The organism is Spiroplasma sp. SV19 (genome assembly GCF_030060925.1).
Classification (GTDB): Bacteria; Bacillota_I; Bacilli_A; order Mycoplasmatales; family Mycoplasmataceae; genus Spiroplasma.
Window position 1 is genome coordinate 1,311,397 of record NZ_CP045455.1, and the last position, 24,712, is coordinate 1,336,108.

At 29.0% G+C, this 24,712-nt stretch carries 25 protein-coding genes and 1 other RNA gene; 22 read left to right on the forward strand and 4 right to left on the reverse strand.

The window, feature by feature from the left end:
* Nucleotides 1-7: 7 nt before the first annotated feature.
* Together E7Y35_RS06375 and E7Y35_RS06380 are read right to left on the reverse strand one after the other, a co-directional pair.
* Nucleotides 8-757: an MIP/aquaporin family protein gene (locus E7Y35_RS06375; RefSeq protein ID WP_283272145.1), complete on the reverse strand. Its 750-nt coding sequence runs from the start codon at nucleotides 755-757 to the stop codon at nucleotides 8-10.
* 137 nt (nucleotides 758-894) lie between these two features.
* Nucleotides 895-1,197 (reverse strand): hypothetical protein, encoded by a 303-nt coding sequence (locus E7Y35_RS06380; RefSeq protein ID WP_283272146.1) that lies wholly within the window; start codon nucleotides 1,195-1,197, stop codon nucleotides 895-897.
* A gap of 188 nt (nucleotides 1,198-1,385) precedes the next feature.
* Between E7Y35_RS06380 and hpt the strand changes: the two genes are divergently transcribed.
* From hpt to E7Y35_RS06440, 12 genes are all read left to right on the forward strand, one after another.
* Entirely contained in the window at nucleotides 1,386-1,973 is a 588-nt protein-coding gene (gene hpt / locus E7Y35_RS06385) for a hypoxanthine phosphoribosyltransferase (protein ID WP_283272147.1), read from the forward strand.
* Between the two features lie 42 nt (nucleotides 1,974-2,015).
* The gene (locus E7Y35_RS06390; protein WP_283272148.1) at nucleotides 2,016-2,666 is read left to right on the forward strand and encodes an ECF transporter S component; all 651 of its coding nucleotides are present in this window, start codon (nucleotides 2,016-2,018) and stop codon (nucleotides 2,664-2,666) included.
* Nucleotides 2,667-2,836: 170 nt separating this feature from the next.
* Complete coding sequence (locus tag E7Y35_RS06395; RefSeq protein ID WP_283272149.1) at nucleotides 2,837-3,190, forward strand: hypothetical protein; 354 nt, start codon at nucleotides 2,837-2,839, stop codon at nucleotides 3,188-3,190.
* Between the two features lie 48 nt (nucleotides 3,191-3,238).
* Complete coding sequence (locus E7Y35_RS06400; RefSeq protein WP_283272150.1) at nucleotides 3,239-3,925, forward strand: GDSL-type esterase/lipase family protein; 687 nt, start codon at nucleotides 3,239-3,241, stop codon at nucleotides 3,923-3,925.
* Between the two features lie 37 nt (nucleotides 3,926-3,962).
* The gene (gene coaE, locus E7Y35_RS06405; RefSeq protein WP_283272151.1) at nucleotides 3,963-4,538 is read left to right on the forward strand and encodes a dephospho-CoA kinase; all 576 of its coding nucleotides are present in this window, start codon (nucleotides 3,963-3,965) and stop codon (nucleotides 4,536-4,538) included.
* On the forward strand, nucleotides 4,538-5,257 hold the full coding sequence (locus E7Y35_RS06410) for an RsmE family RNA methyltransferase (protein WP_283272152.1): 720 nt from the start codon (nucleotides 4,538-4,540) through the stop codon (nucleotides 5,255-5,257). The genes coaE and E7Y35_RS06410 overlap by 1 nt, the downstream gene beginning before the upstream one ends.
* 11 nt (nucleotides 5,258-5,268) lie before the next feature.
* A complete protein-coding gene (locus E7Y35_RS06415; RefSeq protein ID WP_283272153.1) occupies nucleotides 5,269-5,844 on the forward strand; it encodes a hypothetical protein in 576 nt (191 codons plus the stop codon).
* Between the two features lie 44 nt (nucleotides 5,845-5,888).
* Nucleotides 5,889-6,548, forward strand: coding sequence for a hypothetical protein (locus E7Y35_RS06420; RefSeq protein WP_283272154.1), 660 nt, complete (start codon nucleotides 5,889-5,891; stop codon nucleotides 6,546-6,548).
* A 52-nt stretch (nucleotides 6,549-6,600) separates the two neighbouring features.
* A complete protein-coding gene (locus E7Y35_RS06425; protein ID WP_283272155.1) occupies nucleotides 6,601-7,596 on the forward strand; it encodes a Gfo/Idh/MocA family protein in 996 nt (331 codons plus the stop codon).
* Entirely contained in the window at nucleotides 7,583-8,245 is a 663-nt protein-coding gene (gene deoC / locus E7Y35_RS06430) for a deoxyribose-phosphate aldolase (protein ID WP_283272156.1), read from the forward strand. Before E7Y35_RS06425 ends, deoC begins: the two co-directional genes overlap by 14 nt.
* A 29-nt stretch (nucleotides 8,246-8,274) precedes the next feature.
* Nucleotides 8,275-8,538, forward strand: a complete 264-nt coding sequence (locus tag E7Y35_RS06435) for an aldose epimerase family protein (protein ID WP_283272157.1) — start codon at nucleotides 8,275-8,277, stop codon at nucleotides 8,536-8,538.
* Nucleotides 8,532-9,113, forward strand: a complete 582-nt coding sequence (locus tag E7Y35_RS06440; RefSeq protein ID WP_283272158.1) for an aldose epimerase family protein — start codon at nucleotides 8,532-8,534, stop codon at nucleotides 9,111-9,113. Before E7Y35_RS06435 ends, E7Y35_RS06440 begins: the two co-directional genes overlap by 7 nt.
* Before the next feature lie 503 nt (nucleotides 9,114-9,616).
* Here E7Y35_RS06440 and E7Y35_RS06445 read toward each other — a convergent pair.
* Entirely contained in the window at nucleotides 9,617-10,420 is an 804-nt protein-coding gene (locus E7Y35_RS06445; protein WP_283272159.1) for a Pr6Pr family membrane protein, read from the reverse strand.
* A gap of 229 nt (nucleotides 10,421-10,649) precedes the next feature.
* Here E7Y35_RS06445 and E7Y35_RS06450 point away from each other — a divergent pair, with 229 nt between their 5' ends.
* On the forward strand, nucleotides 10,650-10,922 hold the full coding sequence (locus E7Y35_RS06450; RefSeq protein WP_283272160.1) for an HU family DNA-binding protein: 273 nt from the start codon (nucleotides 10,650-10,652) through the stop codon (nucleotides 10,920-10,922).
* Nucleotides 10,923-10,947: 25 nt separating this feature from the next.
* On the forward strand, nucleotides 10,948-11,508 hold the full coding sequence (locus E7Y35_RS06455; RefSeq protein ID WP_283272161.1) for a DnaD family protein: 561 nt from the start codon (nucleotides 10,948-10,950) through the stop codon (nucleotides 11,506-11,508).
* On the opposite strand, the gene E7Y35_RS06460 is transcribed toward E7Y35_RS06455, so the two are convergent.
* A complete protein-coding gene (locus E7Y35_RS06460; RefSeq protein WP_283272162.1) occupies nucleotides 11,483-11,992 on the reverse strand; it encodes a Holliday junction resolvase RecU in 510 nt (169 codons plus the stop codon). The genes E7Y35_RS06455 and E7Y35_RS06460 overlap by 26 nt on opposite strands.
* A gap of 70 nt (nucleotides 11,993-12,062) precedes the next feature.
* On the opposite strand from E7Y35_RS06460, the gene E7Y35_RS06465 reads away from it, so the two are divergent.
* The 8 genes from E7Y35_RS06465 (at nucleotide 12,063) to E7Y35_RS06500 (ending at nucleotide 24,676) form a co-directional block, all read left to right on the forward strand.
* Nucleotides 12,063-12,389 carry a DivIVA domain-containing protein gene (locus E7Y35_RS06465; RefSeq protein ID WP_283272163.1) on the forward strand — a complete coding sequence of 109 codons (327 nt, stop codon included), beginning with the start codon at nucleotides 12,063-12,065 and terminating at the stop codon, nucleotides 12,387-12,389.
* Between the two features lie 69 nt (nucleotides 12,390-12,458).
* Nucleotides 12,459-12,827, forward strand: an RNA gene (gene rnpB, locus E7Y35_RS06470) — RNase P RNA component class B.
* Nucleotides 12,828-12,980: 153 nt separating this feature from the next.
* A complete protein-coding gene (locus tag E7Y35_RS06475; protein ID WP_283272164.1) occupies nucleotides 12,981-13,907 on the forward strand; it encodes a hypothetical protein in 927 nt (308 codons plus the stop codon).
* Nucleotides 13,908-14,005: 98 nt separating this feature from the next.
* Nucleotides 14,006-15,913: an ABC transporter ATP-binding protein gene (locus E7Y35_RS06480; RefSeq protein ID WP_283272165.1), complete on the forward strand. Its 1,908-nt coding sequence runs from the start codon at nucleotides 14,006-14,008 to the stop codon at nucleotides 15,911-15,913.
* Between the two features lie 131 nt (nucleotides 15,914-16,044).
* On the forward strand, nucleotides 16,045-16,986 hold the full coding sequence (locus E7Y35_RS06485) for an alpha/beta fold hydrolase (RefSeq protein WP_283272166.1): 942 nt from the start codon (nucleotides 16,045-16,047) through the stop codon (nucleotides 16,984-16,986).
* Between the two features lie 117 nt (nucleotides 16,987-17,103).
* Nucleotides 17,104-18,009: a hypothetical protein gene (locus E7Y35_RS06490; RefSeq protein ID WP_283272167.1), complete on the forward strand. Its 906-nt coding sequence runs from the start codon at nucleotides 17,104-17,106 to the stop codon at nucleotides 18,007-18,009.
* Nucleotides 18,010-18,106: 97 nt separating this feature from the next.
* Complete coding sequence (locus tag E7Y35_RS06495) at nucleotides 18,107-20,302, forward strand: lipoprotein (protein ID WP_283272168.1); 2,196 nt, start codon at nucleotides 18,107-18,109, stop codon at nucleotides 20,300-20,302.
* A 21-nt stretch (nucleotides 20,303-20,323) separates the two neighbouring features.
* Nucleotides 20,324-24,676: an ABC transporter permease gene (locus tag E7Y35_RS06500; protein ID WP_283272169.1), complete on the forward strand. Its 4,353-nt coding sequence runs from the start codon at nucleotides 20,324-20,326 to the stop codon at nucleotides 24,674-24,676.
* Nucleotides 24,677-24,712 lie beyond the last annotated feature (36 nt).

The following is a 24,712-nucleotide window of genomic DNA, read 5'->3' on the forward strand; positions in this document are numbered from 1 at the left end:
AAACTAATTAAAATAGTAAGAAAATCCCTCCCGTAGCAAGACCAGCACATGTTGGTGCTACAACTGGAATTCAACTATAACTTCAATCTGATTGTCTTTTATTTTTTAATGGTAAAACAAAATGAACAATTCGTGGAATTAAATCACGAACAGGGTTAATTGCATAACCAGTTGTCCCACCTAATGATATTCCAATTCCAAAAACAGTTAAACCAACAAAGAGTGGTCCTCATGCTCCTAAACTAAATGTTCCATATTTACCAATTGCTAAAATTGTTGCAATTAGGACAAATGTTCCAATAAATTCGGCAAAGAAGTTAAAGAAGGCTGGACGATAAGTTGGTTCTGTGGCATGCATTGCTAGAATAAATTCAGGATTATCACTTACAGTATCTTTAATATGTTTTCAATAAAAGATATTAACAATAATTTGGCCAATTAAAGCACCAACAACTTGTCCCAATAGTAATGCTGGTAATAAGAATCAACCATTGTTAATAAATCAAGTTTGTTGAACAACCATTGCAAAAGTGACTGCGGGATTTAAATGAGCAACGCCTTTTAAAGCACTACTAACCATTGCCCCAACAAGTACCGCAAAACCTCATCCGGCGGTTATTGCAAAAAAACCTTGTCCATTTCCTTTTGTATTTTTTAGTAGAATATTAGCAACGACACCATTTCCTAAAATAATTAAAAGCATTGTTCCAAATAGTTCTAAACCAAAATGTTGAAAAAATAATTCGGTATTTGTCATTTTTATTTTCCTTTCTGATTTGGAAAGTTTGATGTTTCCATAAGATTTTATTATATTTTAAACTGATAATAAATTCCTCCTTTCAAAATAATTTAAATAAAAGAATTATGAATAAATTGCTAAAAATTATTAGCAACTTACTGAAAAGTAATTAATTTTTGGTAATATTTGGTAAAACAGGATTTAATTTCCATAATTATTAAAGAAGCTCTTTTTTTTCATAAATCGTAATTTTCTAAATTATATAGAATCGTTGCCAAAATGTGGACTACATCAAGTTTAACATAAGTTTTATTTTTATTAGTATCTTTTGCAATCGCAAGGCGATAGCCTTCTCGGGTGAAGGAAAAATATGCTGCAAATTTTAACTGACTTAATTTTAAATGCATCCGAATGTTTTCTAAGCAATTAATAATTCCATGATAAATTTCAATTTTCATTCTAAAATTCTCCTATTAACTTTGTTCCTACCCTTATTTTAACCAAGTTTTTTTTTTTTTTTTTTGTAAAAAATTTTAGAAAATGTAAAAAAATTTTAGAAGGAAATAACTACTTTTAAAACTAAGACCTTTTAATTAAGGCTTGATTATAATATAATTAAATTATTAATATTAAGTGAGGTAAAAAAATGAAATTACATCCACTCGTCAAGGAAGTTTTAATTACTGCAGAGGAAATTGAGCAAAAATGCTTAGAATTGGGACAACAAATTAGTAGCTATTATCTTAATGAATATCCGGTCCAAGATAATACCGTTTTATGTTTAGGATTACTAAAAGGTTGTATTCCTTTTATGGCAAAGTTCATTCCTCATTTAGTTGGTGTTGAATGTGAAACTGAATACATGGTTGTTTCATCATATTTTGGGGGGATAAAAAGTAACGGTGTTCCCCAAATTTTATTGGATCTGCCAATTCCAGTCACAAATCGGGATATTTTGTTAGTAGAAGATATTATTGATAGTGGGAAAACAGTTAAAATGATTAAAGAATATTTATATTTAAAAGGAGCTCGTAGTGTTAAAGTTGTTACATTATTAGATAAAAAAGCGGGGCGAGAAGTGGATTTAGTCGCTGATTGATATGGTTTTGATGTTCCCCATGCTTTTCTAATTGGTTTTGGCTTAGATTATGAAGAACGTTTACGAAACTTACCATACATTGCGATTGCTGATACGGAAAAATTAAAAACATGACAATGAGGAAAAAATAGTTAAATAACAATAATAATAAAAGGGAAGTTATTATTGGAGGCATAAATGAAAAAAATTACAACAAGAATGATTACAATTAATAGCATTATTATTGCCATTTTTTTATTGTTTGCATTAGTTCCCCAATTAGGATACATTGCGGTGGGTCCAGTTAATTTAACTTTAATGCATATTTTATTTTTAATTGGAATGTATGCCTTATATGTTACTATGAATCTAAATTTAATTTGGGCGGGTTTAATTTATGGTCTTGTTTTTGGTTTGTCTTCGTTAGTTCAAACCCTTATTTCACCGGGAATAACCAGTTTTATTTTTATTAATCCACTATTTTCAGTTGTTCCTCGTGTTTTAATGGGCCTTTGTGTTGGTCTTTTAGCTTATTTTTTAACAAAGACTTCAGATAAAATTGAAGCAAAAATTTATACTAATCAATTAACTACCTTAACATGATATCAACGCCATTATTTAAAAATTTATAATGTTATTATTGCTTTTACAACAGCAACTTTAAATACTATTTTTGTTTTAGTTTTTATGTATTTTATTGGTCCGTTAATTTATACTAATCCTGATCAACAAGTTATTTTTCGCGCTTTTACGTGGCTTATTTTAGCAACAAATTATTTGCCTGAGATGGCATTAGCTGTTGCAATTTTTCCTCCGATTGCATATGCTTTACGAAAAATTTACTTATAATTTTTGAATGAAAAACAATTAATTTGATTTTACTTTATCACAGTTAATAATACTAAAAAGTTATTGAGAGTGTTATTAAGGTAAATTCGTTATTTTTGAAAAATAATCGATATTGCATTCTCACTCAGAACATTATAAAATTAATGACAAGAAGAAGGAAGCGAGAAATAGTGAAACAACCACCAGGACTTATTTTTGCAAAAGTAATTTTATTTCTTTTGTTATCACCACTGTTATATATTTGATATTTTTTGGTATGACCATTAGGATATTTTTTAGCTCGGTTTCGTACAACAGATGAGCTTTCTAACCAATTGGAAAACAATAGTACGGAATGAGTAAATATCATGGTTGTAATGTTATTATGAATTTTTTGTTCTTTCATTATTGCACTGTTATTTTTAGTTTATACTTTAGTTCAATATTTACGTGTGCATCAGAATTTAAATAATGCTTTACGAAGTTTATTTGGGTTAGCATGAATCATTTTCTTTTTTCAAAAAGTTTTGAAAATTAAGGCATAATAATTATAAGTAAGATAAAATAAGAATATAGAGGAGAGAGTGATTTTAATGAAGAAAAAAATTGCAATTTTAGGAGATTCATTAACATTTGGTTATTTACCAATGGGGATTGGTAAAATGCAAGAAACGGATAATTGACCGGCAAAATTAGCCAATTTATTAACACAACATTATCAAACAGAAGATATTGAAATTGAAACAGATGCACAACCAGGGCGAACAATTATTAAACCATTAATTGATTTTGGGTTTCCACAAGATAACGGGATGGATAATTTATTAGCGTTATATCAAAAAGCAAGTCCGTTTGATTTATTTATTGTTTTTTTAGGAACAAATGATTATTTTGGTTATGATGCATATGCAAAATTAAAAGAGATTCCAAACTATCCAATTGAGGAAAAAATTGTTAGTTCATTAGGACAATTAATTAATCAAATGAAAAATTTTCACCGTGATAATCATGAAGAAATTAATTATCAAGTTTTAGTTGTTTGTCCGCCAAAAGCAGTAACAATGCATGATGGTGAATTATTAACTTCATTACCAACAGCTTATCAAAAATATTTTGCTGATTTAAAGATTCCAGTTGTTAATTTGCAACTAACTGCTAATCCCCATCCAGAGGATCAAACAACATATGATGGCATTCACTATACACCAGCGGAAACTGCCGCGGTAGCGCAAACGATTTTTGATGTTATTGTTGATGAAAATTTATTAGCGATAAATTAACTTCTTTTGTATAAAATTTGAAAGGAATAAATGGAAAATGATTATTGGTGTTTATGGCTATATTGGTGCTGGTAAAACTAGTGCTTGTAAATATTTACAAGATAAATATCATTTAACTTATTTAAATGCTGATCAAATTGCGAAAGAAATTATGCAAGAGAAAGAAACTTTAATGTTTTTAGACAATACTTTTCCAGGGGTTATTAAAAATGGTGTTGTAGATCGTCCTTATTTACGAACAATTATTTTTACTGATCAAACAGCTAATAGTAAGTTAAATAGTTACTTGTGACCAAAAGTAAGCCAAAAAATATTATCAATAATTAACAATAATTCAAAGCAAAATTTTTTAATTGAGGCGGTAGGTCTTAATATTTTACCTTTAACTTTTAAAGCTAAGATTTTAATTACAGCTAGCGAAGAAACAATTTTAACTCGGATTGCTACTCGTGATCAGCAACCAACATCGCAAACAAAACAATTATTAGAAATTCAAAAAACCTTATTTAAAGATATTAAACCGGATTATGAAATTACAACCACTGCCTCATTACAATTTTTATATAATGAATTAGACGAAATAATGAAAGAAATATTAGGAGATGAACAGTAATGCATCGTTTTTTTGCGACAACATTAGAACATAATTATTTTATTTTAACAGCAGATGATATTAAACAAATTAAACAAGTTTTACGCTTACGAGATAATGAACAAATTATTTGTATTTATCAAGCAGAACATTATTTGACAACAATTGAAGTTGTTCCGCCCCAAAAATATTTGTTTAAATTAACAAAAAAGTTAGAGCAAAACCATGAAAGTCCCATTAAGATTCGCTTAATTGCGGGTTTAATTCGCAATACAAAATGAGATTATTTATTGCAAAAAGCTACTGAATTAGGGGTTAATGAAATCGTTCCCTTTCAGTTTAAACGTTGTGTGGTACAATTAAAAGGTGAAAATAACACTAAAAAACTTGAACGTTGAACAAAAATTTGTAAAGAAGCTAGTGAACAAGCATATCGTAATCAAATCCCAGTATTAAGAGATGTGGAAAGTGATTTAAGAGTTTTGTCAAAATATCAAAGTGATGTGAATCTTGTTTGTTATGAGAAAGCTGCTCAGAATTCACAATTAAAAGATTTTTTGCACCAAGATTTTACAACAATGACCATTGTCATTGGCCCAGAAGGCGGTTTTACCGAAGAAGAAATTGCTGTTTTAACAACTAATGGCTATAAAACAATTTCATTGGGGCAGCGAATTTTACGAGCAGAAACAGCACCTCTTGCTATTTTAGCAATGGTTATGTATGAAAAAGAATTATAGGAGAGAAAAGAATGACAAAATTAGTATCGATTAAAGGATTAGTTAGTGTCGCAAATGTAATATTATATACTGCTTTAGTATTAATTTTTTTAATTTTAGGATTGCAAAAATGAAATATTGCGGCAATAACAGGGTATAAAATTGGTTATGTCTTAATTGGTTTTGCAACTGTTATTTTTATTATTTATCACTTAGTACGAATTCATGAATTGAAAAAAACTTCCTTTCAATTATTACGAAAACATATTATTTTTATGCAAGTTTTTTATATTGGTCAGTATTTAATTTTTGCTATTAGTTTGTTCTTTTTAATTTTGACTAATACAAAAGTTTTAAATCCAACCCAAATTTGTATTTTTTGATATGTTTGGTTTCCATTTGTTTTTGTTGGGACAATTGTTTTTTCAGTTTTAGAATCAATTGTACGAGTTGAAGAACGGATTTTTATTGTGAAGAAAAATTGACAAGATTCTGAATTATGAGAAAAAGAGCAACAAGAAACTAGTGATAAAGTAACACTAGAAAAAAATAATTTATCAAAAAAATCACAAAATCCTTTTTTTGATGATGATAAAAATAGTAATTAGTTTATAATTAATAAAAAGGATAATTAATAAAGGAGTATGAAAAAATGAAGAAATTTTTAGTTCTACTAACTAGCATTTCATTAGCAACAGTAGTTAGTACAAATGTTATGGCATGTTTACCCCCACCAAAAGATAATGGGAATGATATTATTGGTGACAAATTAGATTTAAGTTTATTTGCTTTTGATAAAATAAGTAGTAAATTTCATTTGCAAAAAAATAATGTCCTTGTAAATAATCAAGTTGACTTAAAATCAGGAATAACAAAAGGGATTCAAAGTATTGTCTCAATTTATTTACCTTGAGATGAAGTTGAAGTTACCGTTGCAACTAATAAGTCAGAAATAACTTTTAAACAAGTATATGTTAAAATGGAAGCAAAAGACGGTGCTAAATCAGTTAAAGGCTCAGTAATGTGAGGAAACTTACAAGCAACACCGCCAGAATATAAAGATCTTCGTCCCAATTTAGAAGATTGGTTACCAAAAGGAGAAAGAACATTGAAAGTTGATGATCAAAGTAAATTAGAAGCAGCCGCTTTTGCTGCTTTAGGTGGAGTTGCATTAGGAGAAAATGATTTAGCAGGACTTGGTTTATCGGGGAGTTATGATCCAGGAAGTAATTCTTATACTGTTTCAGCTGATGGTTTAAAGAGTAAATTCTTTAGAACTAGTGATCTTGTGTTTACTGTAGATATTAACTAATAATTTTATCAACCACTTAACAAAAATGAAAGGTACATAGTGAGGTGCTTTTATGTTAAAGATTGGCACAATTGGAACGGGTAATATTGTTAGTGAATTTATTGAAGCTTGTCGGGAAGTAACGGGAGTTGAAGTTAGCTGTCTTTATTCACGTACTTTAGAAAAAGCGAAAATTTTTGCGTTAAAAAATAATTTGTCAGTCCGAATGGTTGATAATTTTGAAGATATGTTAGATCATATTGATCTTATTTATATTGCTTCACCCAATGGGTTACATTACCAACAAGCAAAATATTTTTTACAACAACAAAAGCATGTTTTAATTGAAAAACCAGTGACTTTTTTAGCCCAAGAGTTAATTGAATTAAGAGAAATTGCAATTATTAACAATGTTTTTTTAATGGAAGCTTTTAAACCACTGCATTTACCAGCATATCAAGTTTTACAAGAAAATGTTAACAAAATGCATCCTTTCTTAGCAACATTTCATTGTAACCAATATTCAAGTCGAATGAAAGAAGTTTTACTTGATGATTATAATTCTGTTTTTGATGAAACTTTAGGAAAAGGTTCGTTGTATGATATGTTAATTTATCCTGTTGAATTAGCAGTTGCTTTATTTGGACCAGTTAAAGATGTTAAAGCAATGAGTCATAAGTTGAAAAATGGCGTTGATATTAACAATGTTGTGCTTTTACGTCATCATAGTAATATTTTAACAAATATTGTTTGTTCAAAAGCGGCAACTGGTATTAGTGCTAGTGAAATTTTAAGTTATGATACAACAATTAATTTTACTAACTTAACAAAATTAGAAACAATTAGTATATATAACCGGTTAACAAATAAATCAACGCCGATTCCCTTAGCAACTGAACATCATAATAAAATGTATTATGAATTACAACATTTTGTGAATATAATAAATACAGGAAATTATTCTGAAATGCAACGCTTGTTGGATTATTCCATTGCAGCAATCCGTATTTTAGAAGCAGTACAAGTTAATGAAGAACAACAGGGAGAACTATTAAATGAAATTAAATAAATATATTGATCATACTTTATTAAAACCAGATGCCACAACTGCTGACATTGAACAGTTATGTCTTGAAGCAAAACAATATGATTTTGTTTCAGTTTGTATTAATCCAACATTTGTGCCCTTAGCTTGTGAATTACTACAAGATAGTGATGTTAATGTCTGTGTTGTTGTTGGTTTTCCATTAGGAGCAAATACAACAGTGACAAAAGTAACAGAAATTACTAATGCTTTACAAGATGGGGCAAATGAAATTGATATGGTAATGAATATTAGTCAGTTTAAATCAAATAATTATGATTTAGTAGCAGCTGATATGAGAGCATGTAAAAAGGCGGCGGGCACCGCTGTTGTTAAAGTTATTTTAGAAACATGTTTATTATCAGAAGCAGAAATTATTAAGGCATGTCAGTTAGCTGAACAAGCAGGACTTGATTTTGTTAAAACGTCAACTGGTTTTAGTAAAGCAGGTGCAACAATAACAAATGTAAAATTAATGAAAGAAACTGTTGGTGATCGTTTACAAGTTAAAGCAGCAGGGGGAGTTCGCACCAAGGCCGATGTTTTAGCAATGATTGCGGCGGGTGCAACACGAATTGGAACAAGTGGTGGTGTTGCTATTATGCAAGATAAAACACACTTAACAGGTTATTAGGCAAAACAAATAGAAAAGCAGGACAAATAATGTATATTTTAAAAAATAAAAATTTAGTAGCACAAATTAGTAAAAATCCTTTTGAATTAATCTCGTTGAAAAAAGATGGGAAGGAATATGTTTATCAACAAGATAGTACGTGAAAAAAATCCTGACCAATTTGTTTTCCAATTACAGGAAAATTAATTAATGATCAATATCAACTTGAAGGAAAAACATATCACATGACAGGGCATGGTTTTTTCGAGTTATTACTGATTGAAAGATTGTTACCTATACAACTGATGTGTTAATTGTTGAGTATGTTGCAACAAAAACTTTTTATGAACAATATCCTTTTGTCTTTAAGTTAGAAGTGACATACCAATTAGTAGAAAGCGAATTGGTTAATAAGGTTAAAATTACTAATCTTGATTCAAAAATGTTGCCGTATAATTTTGGTTGACATCCAGCGTTTATTTGTGATGATCATTTAGGAAAAATTATCTTTGATCAGTTACAAACAGTTACGCATATTCCCGGTGGTGCTTTTTTAGGAACAACAATGCCAACGGAAGTTAAAAATGAAATTAAACTAGACGAATATGATTTTACAACAGGACAATGTTATGCTTTATTAAATCAATCGACAGAACAAGTATTAATTGTGGATCCAAGTCGTGTTATTCGTTTAATAACAAAGGGATATCCAAATGTTCTAATTTGAAAATGTCAAAATGATGCAAAATATATTTGTGTTGAGCCATGAGATGGGCATCAAGATGATGTTAATTATGAAACAGCACCATTTGATCAAAAGCCATGAATCAATCATCTAGCCCCGCGCGAGACAAAAGAATACGTACTACAAATTGAATTAAAAAAATAAAACCTCTTAAGTTCTTTAAGAGGTTTTAATCAATTAAATGAATATTATGTAAAGGTTACAATAATCAAGCAGGGGGATTGCTTGTGATCTAAAGCGGATATTAGGTAGGAAAATATCAGCAATAGCTTTTTATTGTAAAAGTTTCTACTTTTAATACGGTACTTTATAATTTTTAGCAGCATAATATTTATTATAAAGTATCAAGCATTTTTTCTTCATTCTTGTAACATCATCAGAATGAATAGGTGTCACATTATTACTTAATAAATATTTTAGGATTTAAAGTTTAATGTTTAAAGTAACAAAAGGTAACAAGAATGCATTATGTTTTGTAAGCAGTTATTTATCATTAATTTTAAATAATAATGTTCTGATCACCACTGTTATTATCTCGCAAAAAGGTAAAAAATTATTTTCATTTTTAAAAGATTTTGGAATTATCAGTTAATTATATTAATTAAATTTAGGAAATTATTTTCATTTTAAGAAAAATAAAAACCATCTTATGATGGTTTTTTTGTTAAACTGATTTTTTGCATAGTTTGGTAAAATTTTGTTTTAATGATTTTATTATTACAATAATTATATAAATACATACTGCCAATTAAAATTCCTAAAATTGCGATAAAAGCAATAATGAATCACACATATCCTGGCAGACTAAAAAAGGTCCCGTGGACATTTAAAAAGAAATATGGATATCAACGGTTTTCAATTACCCCAGGTGTACTTCCTGGTCAAGTAAAATGATCGCCAGAAAGGCGACGTAATTCACCTCTAATCATTGCATAAGCACAATATCCTAGTAAAACAACGATATATTTTCAAAAATTTGTACGAAAAAATTGTTTTAACTTAATTTCTTGTTTGTTCTCCATAAAGAATAAAACATAAACAACAAATGCAATTGGATTTGTCATATGATCAATGACGGTGGTAAATCACCCTAAGACGCTTCCTGGTAGGGGTTGAGTTGGTAATAATAAACAATTATATATGATAAAAGTAATAGTAATATAGCAAGCTGCAGCTAATGCAACTGGATATGATTGAATTTTATTTTTGTTTTCTTGATGATGGCGAATTCCACTAATTAGGAATCAGAATAAGATTCCTAAGTTTGATAAACAAGTAAAGGTTGTAAAAAAATCTAATGTATATACTGTGTAATCACCATGATAACGATTAATAATATCATCTTGATTGAGAATTCCAGTGATAAATGCCCATATTAAAATGGTAATTCCAACTATTGCAAAAAATAGTTTATAAATTTGTTTTCAAATTAATTTTATTTTTAAAGTCATTTATAACTATTTCTCCTTGATTCTTGGTTAATTTGTAGTAATTGTTATAATTTTGCAATTACTACTATAATATTTTAGCATTGTTCAGTTTCAAAGATGGATAAATTAGTTAAAATGAGAGGGGTTTTGCAAAATTAATGTTTTTTTTGAAAAAGAGATACATTTTAAATAAAATTTGGTAAGATAATATAAACCTAAATTATAAGGTTTAATTAGAAGAGGTGTAATGATGTCAAAAAAAGAACTAGCAGAGTTAATTGCAGGACAATTTAATTTATCAAAGTCACAAGCGGGAGAAGTTGTTGATTTTGTTTTTGATAAAATTAAAGAAACTTTAGTTAAAGGAAACGAAGTCGCAATTGCAGGATTTGGTAAATTTGCTGTATCGGCAAGAGCAGCAAGAGAAGGAAGAAATCCAGCTACTGGTGAAACAATTAAGATTCCAGCTTCTAAAGCAGCTAAATTCAAAGCAGCTAAACAATTAAAAGATGCATTAAACTAATTAAGTTAGTTAAGATCTAATTGTTATGTTAAATACTTTATTTAACAAGGGTAGTATTAATAAGTGGCGCTTTTTATTGAGCCATTATAAATTAATAAATTTGTCAGAAGAACAGTTAGTGTTAATCATGTTGATTATGAACTGTTCTTCTTCTGATAAAAGGTTCATCACGCCGTTAGAAATTGCTAACCATTCCAATTTTACTGAAGCAAAAGCAAAAAGTATGTTAGATCAATTAAAACAAGAAGGTTTTATTGATATTAAGATGAAAAAAGATGTTTTGGAAATGGATTTATCACCAATTTTTAACAAAATTATTATTGTGATTGAAAATTTAGAGCTAAATGTTGAGAAAAAGTTTTTGTATGATCAAGTCAATCAAATTTTGCAAGAACCTTTAGCTGAACATGAAAAAGCTACTTTAAATACTTACTTAGAAAATAAAATTTCTGATTTTCAATTAACCCTAATTGTTACTAATCATCAAGAAACAAAAATGACATTTAAAGAACTTATTAAGTTTATTGATAATTATCTTAAAAATAAACCAAAATCATTAACTAAATACAATTGATTAATTGATTAAGAATTGGTTTAAAGTCAAGAAAATTAGGAAGGGTCAGAAAAAGTTCATAACCATTTTCTTCAAAAAAAGAAATTGGAATTTGTTTTGTTGGCATTAGTTTTATTCATATTGTTAATTTTTGATATGATAAGATAAAATAACGATCATAATAATGAAAATAAATAATAATAAAACTAATGCCATGATGCTTTTTAACTAAAGCTAATTGTTTTAACTGATGTGCTTTAATATTGTTTAAGTTGAATTTTTGCTGGTTGGTTTCTTTTGCTTCAAATTTGATATAATGGCCTTGATAAAGGCCATAATAATCACAGCCAGTTTTTTCTTTAAAATAACCTTTGGTAATTATATGCTGATTTTTTTCCAATGGAATAATATTGACTGCTCGTTTAAAAAAGAGACCAATATTATCATCATAATATTTTTGAATAGTATAATTAAGTAGAGATTCTAAAAACATTCCACGATTATTGGGCAGGTGCATGATTGTTTCCTCCTTTAATAATATAATTAACAAAAAAGGACCTTTGTTCCTTGCAAAAAGAGGTGTGAAAATGAAAACAATTAAATTGCGAGCAGTCGATATCATTAATAAGGAATTTCAAGTTGATTATCAAGGTTATGATCCAAACGAAGTTGATATGTTTTTAGATATGATTGCCACTGATTATCGCGTTTTTGAAGGCATTACCAATGATTTTAATAAAGAAATTAAGTATTTACGTCAACAAATAAATGATTTACAAGATAAGAATGACGTTTTAAAAGCGCAACTGGATGAAACAAAGGCGCAAAAAGCCCGGTTAGAAGAAGAAGGTTTTTCAAAAGCTGATCTAATAAAACGAATCCATAATTTAGAAGGTAAGATTAATAATGACTAAATTTTAAGAAATGGTTATTAGTAAAGTTAGCATTTTAGGCTTAAGATATAGTATAATTATTATGAGTTATGACAGAACTAGTTGCTATTAACGACAGTTAATAGAGGAAACTCCACGCTCGCACAATCTGCGATGATTGTAGTGTTTGTGCTAATTTAATCCATAAGGTTAGGCATAAGGGATCCTTATGACGGCTGAAAAAAATCCTAAGTTATTCATAATATGGAATTTTTTCTATAAAAGTGCCACAGAAACGAGTTTTTAAAGAAATTTAAAAAATGGAACGGGTAAACCCCACAAGCGAGAAACCTAAATTTTGGTAAGGGAACTTCTTTTTTTCAAAGCAGAAGAGAATTAGAAGATCAATTTTAAAAAATTGATAGATAAATAACTAGTGTTTTATTTTATTAAATAAAAAACAGAACGTGGGTTATGATGTTATAACTTTGTAAATAAAAATAGATGTTTCTATGTCTATTTTTATTTTTTATTAGAATAAATTATCATTTATTTTGTTAAAAATTTTATTGTGATGCTTGACTTTTTAAAAGAATAAATTATAATTTTTATAAATAAGAAAGGAAAAAGAGAATGGAAAAAAGTAGTAACAAGGAATTAGTTGTGAAAAATGATAAGATTTGAGTTCGAATTAAAAAATCATTATTTCACAAAGAATTATATAATCAAAGGTCGATTACCTTTAAGATTACAGCCGCCGCAATCTTTTTAGCAGTCGCTGTTGGTTTAAGTTTATTAGAAATTTTTAATATTCCAACGCCATGAGGAGCAACCTTTGGTTTACGTTTTTTTGATACATTAGTTATCATTTATTCAATTTCAATTGTTGGTTTAGGATTTGCTTTATTGGAGGGAATAGCTTTACCCTGAATTCATAATTTAATTGATGGTCACCACACATGAATTGAAATGGCATTCTTTATGATTTCAAACATTTTGGTTGTTTTTATTACCTGGTTTGTTTACTATATTTTGTTTAATGCTTATTATAAAGTAAAGGTCCCAGAAGATGTTGCCGACCATACAATTCATGAGTATCACCATGTTAAAAAGGCCCATGATCATCATCATAAAATTATTAGTATTAATTGGACTAAAAAAATTTTAGCGTTTGTAATTATTGTTCCATTGTGTGCTTTAGTTGAAGCGTTGTCATTTCTAATTGTTGCAAAAATTTTAGTCAACACCGGTCATAGCAATTTAGAAGCTGAACACGTTCATATGATTAAACATGGAACTAATATGTTAGCATCGACAGTTAATACTCCAAATGAGGTTGTTAATTGATCAAATAGTCTTAGTCATGCCCATGCTGGACATGATCATGACCATGATAATAGTGGAATGGCTTCTATTTTTGAATCATGGCAACACACTTTAATTTTTATTGGGATTTTCTTTGGAATATTTACCGCAAAATATATTGTTAATGCCACATTATTTTTGTTATTAGAACGACGAACAAGACAGTTAGTTGATCGATATGGAATATATGTCTAAAAAACTTTTTTAAAACATTAAAAAAGTTTTATTTTTTGTTATAATATACAGATAAGAGAGTTTATTGATAAACCTTAGTTAGAATAAGAGGTGAGTTTATGGGTAAAATTAAAGAGTTAATTGATATTAATAAAATTGAAAAAGACTTAGAGTATAATGAATTAAACCACAAAAATCACGCTCGTAAGCAACAAACGCCGTTAGAAATGATGAAGGAGATTAAAGCACCGCGCATCGGTTTTTTTAAGTTGGTTGCTATTTATTATCGCCGTTATTTGTTACGATCATTTACAATCTTATTTACTTTAGTTTTAAGTTCAACATCAATTGTAACAATTACCCTTTTAATTAATAAGTTAATGACCCAAATTTTATTTGAATTTGGAAATGATCCCAATGCTGTAACAACGGGATTAGACTGATGAATTTGATTGATTATTATTGGTGTTGTGTTGGTAATTGGAGTTGTCACAACAAACATTCGTGAATGTGTTGGAGGAATGTTAGGACGGAATATTGAAATTGATGTTCGGAATGCTGTTCTAAATAACTTAGTTAATTTAAACATTGGTTATTATTCTGATAAAAAAATTGGAGAAACAATGACAAAATTAATTAATGATACGCAAATTATTGGGGATGAATCGCAATTAACGCCAGCTAACTTAATTAGTATTCCGATTATTTTTATTGGAAGTGCAGTGGTGTTACTAAATATTGATTGAAAATTAGCCTTAATTTGTTTAGGGGCAACTGCTTTATTTATGACAGCAGTTGCTGTAACATTCCGTTCACAAGCATCAGAAACAGAAAATGTTCGTGCTAAAATTACGGATGTTAATGGTGATGTAACTGACCGAATTGCTTCTATTGCTTTAATTAAAGCAACAGGAACAGAAGAATATGAACGTGTTCGTTTTGAACAAATTCATAAAGAATACTACCGCATTAATCGTCGCTTAAACCGAATTCAAGCTCGAATGACAACAATTATTATTCTTTGTGCCTTAAGTTTAACTGTGATTGTTGTGTTATCAAGTATTATTTTATATGGTAATAAGGGAACAGAAAGTACCAACCACATTATGAAGGTTTTACCAGCTTTTATTACTGGGGTTAATACTTTAGCCTTTCCAATTTGAACATTAACTGGATTAGTACCAGGATTAGCACGAGCAACAGCATCAACAAAAAGAATTGTGCAATTAATTCGTGTTGATACAACAATTGATCCAAACCGTGCGGCACCAAGTGTTGATGAAATTACGGGAGATATTGTTTTAAAAGACATTATTTTTGAATATCCAGAAAAACCAGGAGTTGTTATTTTGCCAAAAACAACTGTAAAATTTGAAAAAGGCAAAAGTTATGCTTTTGTTGGAGAAACGGGAAGTGGAAAATCAACCATTTCAAAATTGTTGTTACGCTTTTATGATCCAACGAGTGGTAAAGTAATTGTTAATAATACTAATTTAAAAGACTTAAATCTAGCAAGTTACTTAACACACGTTGGTTATGTTGAACAAGAACCAAAAATTTTATTTGGTGATGTTATTTACAATGTTCGGTACGGAATGTTTAATGCCACTGAAGAAGAAGTTATTGAAGCTTGTAAGAAAGCAAACTTACATGATTTAGTAATGGGTTGAAAAGATGGTTATAATACCATTTTAGGTGAACGTGGATTTATGTTATCAGGAGGCCAAAAACAACGGTTAGTTATTGCGCGGATGATTTTAAAAAATCCCCAAATCTTGATTCTAGATGAGGCAACAAGTGCGCTAGATAATATTGTGGAAAAAGAAATTCAAGCTGAATTAGAAAAAATTATGGTTGGGAAAACAACAATTTCAATTGCACACCGCCTAAGTACCATTAAAAATGTGGATAAAATTTTTGTATTAGGAAAAGGACAAGGTATTATTCAAAGTGGAAAATATGATGAATTAATTACCATTGATGGTCCGTTCCGTGATCTTCATCGTGCCGGAAATCAGGGCCGCTAAAAAAGAAAGTGTTAAATGACACTTTTTCTTTTTGTTTAATTAGCGGATTATTTTTAAATAAAGTACTTTTAATAGGATAATGAAAATGGTAAAATAGAGCAAGTTTATTTTTAATTGAAGGGAAGATAGAAATGATGAAATTCAAAGAGTGAAGACAGCCATTACGGGATGGCTCAGAATTGCAAATGTATGAATGAAAACCAGCAAACGAGAAAGAAATTAAAGGAGTTGTGCAATTAGTCCATGGGAGTGCGGAACATTCTTTACGCTATGAAGATTTTGCCAAGTTTTTAGTTGCCAACAATTATGTTGTTGTTGCCGAAGACCATCGTGGCCATGGCAAAACTGCCACTTGTCCAGAAGATTTGGGTTTTTTTGCAGAAGAAGAAGGATGAGAAAAAATTATTGATGATTTGTATGAAGTAACAATTTATATTAAATATTGCTATCCTAACATACCAATTGTAATGTTTGGGCACTCAATGGGATCATTTATGGTTCGGCATTATGCAATTAAATATGGAACCAATATTGCGGCGTTGGTTATTTGTGGGACTGCACATTATCCAAAACGGTTATTAAAATTTTCGGTTAAAATGGCTAAACTTGGCCAAAAAATTAAAGGCCCCAAGTCAAAAGACAATTTTATTTATAAATTTTCTTATGCACCGTTAAATGTGCGTTATAAGGATGAAGGTAATTTGGGAACAGAGTGATTGTCAACAGATAAAACTGTGCAAGCAGCATTTGCAGATGATCCGTTAACAGGACAAGTTTTTTCAACAAGTGCTTTTAAAGATATGTTTACGGGTTTATTATTTATTACTAATAAGAAAAATATTAAATTAACTCCTGACACATTACCGTTATTATTTATTGCGGGACAAGATGATCCGGTTGGAAAATATGGTGAAACAGTATTAAAAACCGTTGAATTGTATAAGAAAGCAGGGAAAAAAGTTAAGGTTAAACTATATCCAAATGCTCGTCATGAAATTTTAAATGAACCAATTAAACAAGAAATTTATCAAGATATCTTAAACTTTTATAATAAAAGTCTTTTCGATAATTAAAAGTCTAATTTTTACAAAAAAACAAAGAGTACCCTCTTGTTTTTTTTTTTTTTTTTTTTTGCTTTAATATATTCAATAAGCAACATCGGATTATTTAAAATTTGTGAGGAGAAGAAAATGAATTTATGAAATCAATTGTCAAATTTTAATATCCCAAATTCAATTCAATTTTTCTTTAATTCCTCATTAGAACGTGTTGCGATATTTTTTCTGGCAAGTATCATCTTATTTTATACTATTTTAAAAGTTGTTACTTATTTTTTCAAAATTTATTCTATTAAATTAAAATTAGGAGCATTAGCCACAAAATATTTTTTCAATGTAATATTAATTATTAGTGAGTTTATTATGGCTATAATTTTACAAATTGTTTTTGTCAAAATTTATGTGTCAAACGATGATATTACTACCCATATTGCAATTAAAACAGTCTTAGTCTTACAATTTGTGATTGGAATTATTATTTTAATGAACAAACAATTCTTAAATTATATTTTTAAATTAATTATGTTAATTTTTACTTCATTGTTATTTTCATTTTTAATGGGAAAACAATTATTGATTTGATTTCATAACATTAATAATAATGAGTTAATCTTATGATTAACATGAGGTATTTTACTTGTTTTTATTATTACATTTTTTTACTTATTTGATCTAAAAACAACATTTTTACATGAATTTGCTTTTCATTTGTTAATTTTTTTAATAACAATTAGCAGTTTTGAAAGTCGTTCAAATGATTTGAAAGTTTTACGACATTCGTTATTTTTAAAAATTTTATTGAAACTAATTAAAGTTCTATGTTTATTAGATTTGTTTTTTCTGATGAAAACTGTCAAAAAAACAATGAAAAATTTATGAGAAATTACTAGTGATGAAGCAATTGAACTAATTGAACTTTCATTATTATTGAATGCCCTTCATTTTTTTAATATTAGCCAAAAAAATGGATTAGAAAGTTTACCAAATAAATTTCTGAAAAATGAAATTAATGGCTGAATGGGGTCTTTACAAGAATAAAATAATGCTTAAATTAACTAATTCAATGTTTTTGAGCAAACTATTTATTAACTAAAACAACTTAACTTATTAACAAAAAAGAAAAGAGGGAGCAAAAATGCGTAAATTACTTAATATTTTGGCTGCTACAGTTTTAGTGGCGACTCCAGCTATTACTGTTGTTAGTTGTAGAAACAAAGGAAATAAACAAACCAGTGATAAATACAAAGATCCAGAGGTTGAAAAAATGCCGAATGGACCATTAAAACAAAAGATTTTACAGACAACATTATTTTCTAAAATGGCAATTGCTAATCGGCATGAAAATTTAAATAGCTATACACCATCAATTTTACAAATGTTAACACGATTACCAGATTCATATAAAGATAAAGATGGTAATTTAGTTGATGTTGATTATTATCGTGGCCGTTATTTAAATCAAAAAGATGGAATGCCATTAAAAAATTTAACCTCAACTTATGACTATATGAATATCTTAAACAATAACCTATATAATACTGAAAATCAGACAAAATCAAAAATTCCAGGATATTCAGAACATGATAAATTGCCAACAATGCCAACATTTGCGGCAAATAATAATATGTTAAATTACTGATATGATGGTGGCGCACTATCAAATTATTCAATTGCAAAGGAAATTTTACCAACACAAGCAGGTGATGCACGGGTAAATTCAACAATTACTGATGCTTATAATAAAGCAATGTTTGAAATGCCACGAACAACCTATTTTTATGATTTAAATATGAATTATAATCCATTAGCAACAAAAGACATTAAATTTGATACTGAAACAAACTCAAACTTTGTTATTAATGGAAAAAAATTTGCGACAGGTCAATCATTTATAACTGCGGAAAAATCAGAAGAACAAGATAAATTAATGGTAATTTTACAATTAATTTCAATGGCCGATATGTTTACGGACCGTTCACAATCAAAAACATATATTAATCAATTAAACAAATTTTTACCATTATCAAGCGATGGAGATGGGACCTTTTTCGGAAGTATTTTGGGACAAATTTATTATAATATTTTTGGAACCCCAACAATGCCTAATAATGAAAAAAATCCAAATTATGACATGGCAAAAAAAGGTGTTTCAGTCGGATTAACTAGTTTAGGTGCTACAGGTAATGAAAAAGCAGCAATTGAAAAGAAAGTTAATCAGTTTTTTGATGAGCAAGCACAAATTTTTAGTGACTTATTATTAGCAAAACCAATGGCAGATGATTTAGATTTATCAAAACCAGAAGATCAAATGAAAAATCGTGATGCAATGTGAAATGGTAAAACACCAAAATTACAGTTAGCTGATTTATTATATAAAAAAGATAGTTCATCAAAATCGTTAGCCGAATTATTTGTTGAATTTGGAAACGAAGTTGATGGTTGATATACAAAGGCAACAGTTGAACAACAAGGGATGGCAAATGATGCTGTTGGAGCATTTTTAGCAATTGCAGCTCAACAGGTTACACCAGGATTTAAAGTAGTCTTACAATCAATGGCCAAAATGATGAAGTCACCAGCAATTGGTGGGTTAGGAACGCTAACAATTAATGATATGAATAAGTTTGTTGTTAGTTTATCACAAGGAATTTTAGATAATAAGGAGGCACTAACAAAAGCTAGTCAAATTCCTTGGTCTGATCCAAAAAAACAAGAGCAAAATCAAACTGAAATTGCAAAATTATTAACTGGTAGTGAAGATCCAACCAAACCAGCACCAGGTTCATTTATGGATGTGGTGTTTACATGGTTTAATGATGACACAAAACCAGTTCGATCATTATTAAATAAATTATATTTTGACCCTAATTCAGAAACTCGTAAGGATTTATTAGCAATTAATAATGCATTATATGACTATACGAACACATTATTATTGGGGGAAAATTGGTTTATTAATAATGGCAAGTTTTTAAATGAAAATAATATGTCATATGACCTTGAATACAAGGGAATGGGTGATGCGGATGTTGCTGCAAACTTAAATCTGCATGAAAAATGATATGTACCCAAAGCAGGTATTAATACATATCAAGATTTAAATGCTGCTTATTTAAAAGCCTTAGGGAATTATGATTTAGATTGATTTGCAAAATATGATGGTCTAGGAAATAACTATCAAAAGGTTAATTATAAATATACTGTTACTTGAACTAATGTTAATCCCGGGGATGATAGTCATCAATACTGAGTAATTTCTAATATTCAATGATTTGCAAAAGATGGTAACGGACAATGAAAACGTCATTATGATGTTGTACAAAACGATTAGAATAACGGTATAGAATTAAACATGAAAAAAACATTGTTAATGAAGCAAGGAATTTTAGGAATAATCAAAGCAAAAGGGCAATTTATTTCATTGCTCCTTTTAATTTTTATTTGCTCAATTATTACTGCTTCTTTATTTACAACGGTAACTAGTTTACAAGCAGCAAACCGGCAAATGGGATATGGTAGTTTTGATTATAATTATTCTTTTCACTATTCAGCAATGGATTTTGAAAATTCAAATATGCAAACAATTACGCCCAGTTTTGCTTTTGATTCAGAATATGTTATTGTTGAAAACAATGATAATAAATTAACCTATCCAAAAATTACAATTGGGGATGCAAAGACCGATGTTTTTTATGCTTTAACCAAGCAAGATATTACGTTTACATTAACTTCTGGTGAAATAACTGATTTGGGGCTGGCATTAAAAATTCGATTATCAGCACCTAATTATCAAAATACTTTAATTGCTAAGTTGCGGGCTATGGGACATAATACTTTAGCTGATGAATATTTGACTGCTTTTAAAACAACACAAATTTATAAAAACTTTTTAGGAATTATTACAGATTATATTAATAAAGATTTTTTACCAAAAAATCCAGCTGCAACCGTAGCTGAAATTCAAACTGCAATTGTTTTGTTTACGAATGGTGAAGCAGATCAAAACCAAAAGGCAATTAATCGTTGAGACTGAGAATTAAAAACGACAAATAATGATTTTCAACATTTTGATATGCCCGATATTGATGTAACATTAGGAAAAGACAATAAAACAATAAATGTTATTACTGCTAATACTTTGTTTGATAATGGTTTGCGTGGTAGTTTTGGGGTTGCAGCACGTTATACAGTAACAGATAGTGCTGGTAATATCGAAAAACAAATTCAATATATAGCGCAATCACCATATCAATATATTAATAAATTAAATCAAACCGGAATTAATGAAGGACGAATGGTTATTGGTGATTTATTTAACAAGGTTACTTTTTTTGGGAATTATAGTGAACGAAGTGCGTTTATTAATTTTGTTCAAAATTATTATAAGATGTTAGGAATTGTTAGTAATTTTGCTATTTCAATGCGTCAGGAACTGACAACATGAGATATTGTTAATAATTTAAAATATAAAGTAATTGGTTGACATGATTTATTAAAAGATAATCAATTAAGAATCTTTGATAAGGTTTCAGAATGAGAAGGGCCATCTCTGAATGAAACAACTTTTAACAATTATTATGCTGTTGTTAGTCCAAATTATTTAAAAGTTCAGCACAAAAATTTACGTGATGATATTAAAATTGGCCAACAAACTTTTACCGTTGGAGCAACAGGGGGAGATACTTTAAACATTTATCCAACAATTTATGAAACGGACTTTATTCCTAATTTTAAAACAGATACGGTTGTTTATTTATCTTCATATGGAATGTCATTATTATCAGAAGATAATAATAAAGGATTAATTAGTTTAAAGGATAATTCACGGGTTTTCTTAAAAAGTTTAGCTGGAGAACCAGCTGCTAATTTAGCCCTTTTTAAAACATATTATGCTAATAATCCTAATCAATTAGATACTTATGCAAAAGCATTACAAAAGGGCAATCCTCAAAAAGCAACTGATTTTTCAATCGGTAATTTTGAAGTTAAAAAAGACACAAATCAAATCACATGACGTTATAGTTTGCTAGCAAAAACCATTAATGTCTATATTTATATTGGGTTGTTCTTTATTATTATCTTTGCAATAACATTATTTGTTGTATCATATATTATCATTAAAGAAATGATCAAACGAGAATCATCGCAAATTGGAATGTTAAAAGCAGGAGGATATCACCTTCGTGAAATTGCATTATCCTATTGAAGCATTTTAATGGTTAGTATTTTAATTGCTGTTCCGACCGGATGGTTGGTCGGTATTACACTGCAACTCTTTGTTGCAAAATTATTTAATCTATTCTTTATTATTAACTGAAGTTTTACTTGAAACTGAATGATTTTAGTCTTTCTAATTGGATTTTTTGTTGCTTTTCTCTCGTTGATTACTTTTGCAACTTGCTATTTTTCAATTAGTAAAACAGAAGTTTTAACTTTAATTTACCCAACTCGTGAACTAAATGTTGATAATAAATTAGCACGTTCTGTTCGTAGTTTACACTTTAAATCCTTTGTTGGTCGCTTCCGAATGGTGGTGTTATCAACTTCCTTAAAACAGGCCTTTACCTATTTAGGGATTTTTGCTTTAGTTACTTTTACTTTAACGGTATCATTATTAGCGCCAGTTTATGCAAAAAACTTTAATACAAACTATTATAAAAGTATTAAGTATGGCAGTGAAGTTAAATATAGTAATGTAATTAGTAATAGTCCCTTGTCATATTATAAAACATATGCATGAAACGGAATTAATAATGTTCCATCGACCGGGGACCCTGCCGATAAATACTTATATCCGATTGGGGGAATGACCCCACTAGCTAATTATTATAGTATTGATGGTGGAAGAACAATTAAATCATTAAAAACAGTTAACCAAGAACCGACTGTGGCCGGAATTTTAAAAGATATGTTGTCGTATAACTTTGTTACTTTATCGGGAACTAATTTGTCATTAGGAATTTTCAATTATTTAAATGAGTTAGTAAAAAATTCTCCCAAAGGTGATAGTGTTCGTGCATTAATTTCTGAAATTTTATGTACTGTCTTGCCAAAAGCCCTTGGCATTGGGGCGATTCCATATCCACCGTTTCCTGATCAAGGTGACTATGTTGCTTTGTGAAACACTTGCTTTAGTAAAGCAACAAACGGGATTATTCCTGCTTCGGTAAAAGAAGATTGAAGCAAAAATCCTGAGCGTGCAAATCACTTTGCGTTGGGGATTGGAACAATGAGTTATAACAACACGACTGATGATGTTTTCACTACTTTTGAAACAGCATATAATGATAAAAAATTACCAGTTTATGGCATTAATGCTAATACAAAAATGTTAAAATTATCAGATGATGATCGTGCTATTTTAGGAAATGATGATAACCAAGTTGTTAAAGCAATTGCCAATGTGACCGCCCTCTCACGGTTGAACTTGCACGTTGGGCAAGAAATTACTTTAACCCCGCAATTATCGACTTTACAATATAATGTTGGTCCAGACCAATGAACGGAGTTTACTAACAATAATACGGCATTGGTGCGTCAAAACTGAAAATATAACCTAAGTGGTAATCCAGGACCGTGAGATCCAAAGAATTATCAAAGTTTATATTCTACTGATAAAAGTTATTTTACTTATAATACAAGCCCTAATACAAAGTATTATGCCTCGGCAAATCCAAATAGTGAATATTATAATTTAAATAATGTCGAATTATGGATTCCATCTAATTCTGAAATGGAACAAATTTGAACGAAAAAAGTAATTACTTTAAGCAATGGTCAACAACGGAAATTATTAGAAGTATCACCAGGAGCTAATAAAATCGTGCGAAAAGAAACTGTTAATAATCAGGAGTATTGAGTTATTAGACCATATGATTTTAATTTTGATGGATCGTATAATGGTGACTTTGTAAATGGGATTCCAACAACATGGTATCAAGCGGCAGTTGACAATAATTTTATTAAAGTTGCCCCATCATTAACAGTAACGCCTGTTAAGGTTAAAATTGTAAAAAGTATTGCCACGTATAATACGCCACGATTATTTGTTAGTATGCAAAATGCCAATAAAATTAATTTATTTCCAACAACAACATTAAAGGGAAATCTTAATATTATGCAATGGTATAACGGAAAATATACAACAGAATTACAACCATCTGATCAAATTAATCGGTATGCTTTATCATCAATAAATGGTGATTTATCATTAAATAACTTTACAAGTTCTTATACCACATCTGTTTTGTCAGCAGATTATGTTGGAATTAAAGCACAAGTGATGAATCGTGTTATTATTATTGCCTTATCGGTGGCCTTAATTTTTATTATTATTATTATGGTCTCTGTTATTACAATCTACTTTGCAATTGATTTATTTATTAAGAAGTTTATTAAGATTATTGCCACAATGAAAGTGCAAGGTTATAGTAGGTGGGAAATTAATAATTTAACATTAGGAATCTTTATTCCATTTGCCATTGTTGGTTGGCTAATTGGTTACTTCCTAACATGAGGCTTAGCATGATCAATTACCCAGAAAGTTTTAATGTTCTTTAACTTGTATGTTCCAATTGGAACAGGATTAATTACCTTACCTATTATTTTAGGAGGAATTATTATTTTATATGTTTTTTCTTACTTTGTTTCAATGAAAAAAATTAATCAATTAAATATTCAACAAATTGTAATGATGGAAAGTTAGTTGGCTAATTTTAAGCAGAGAAAATTAAGAAAAAGT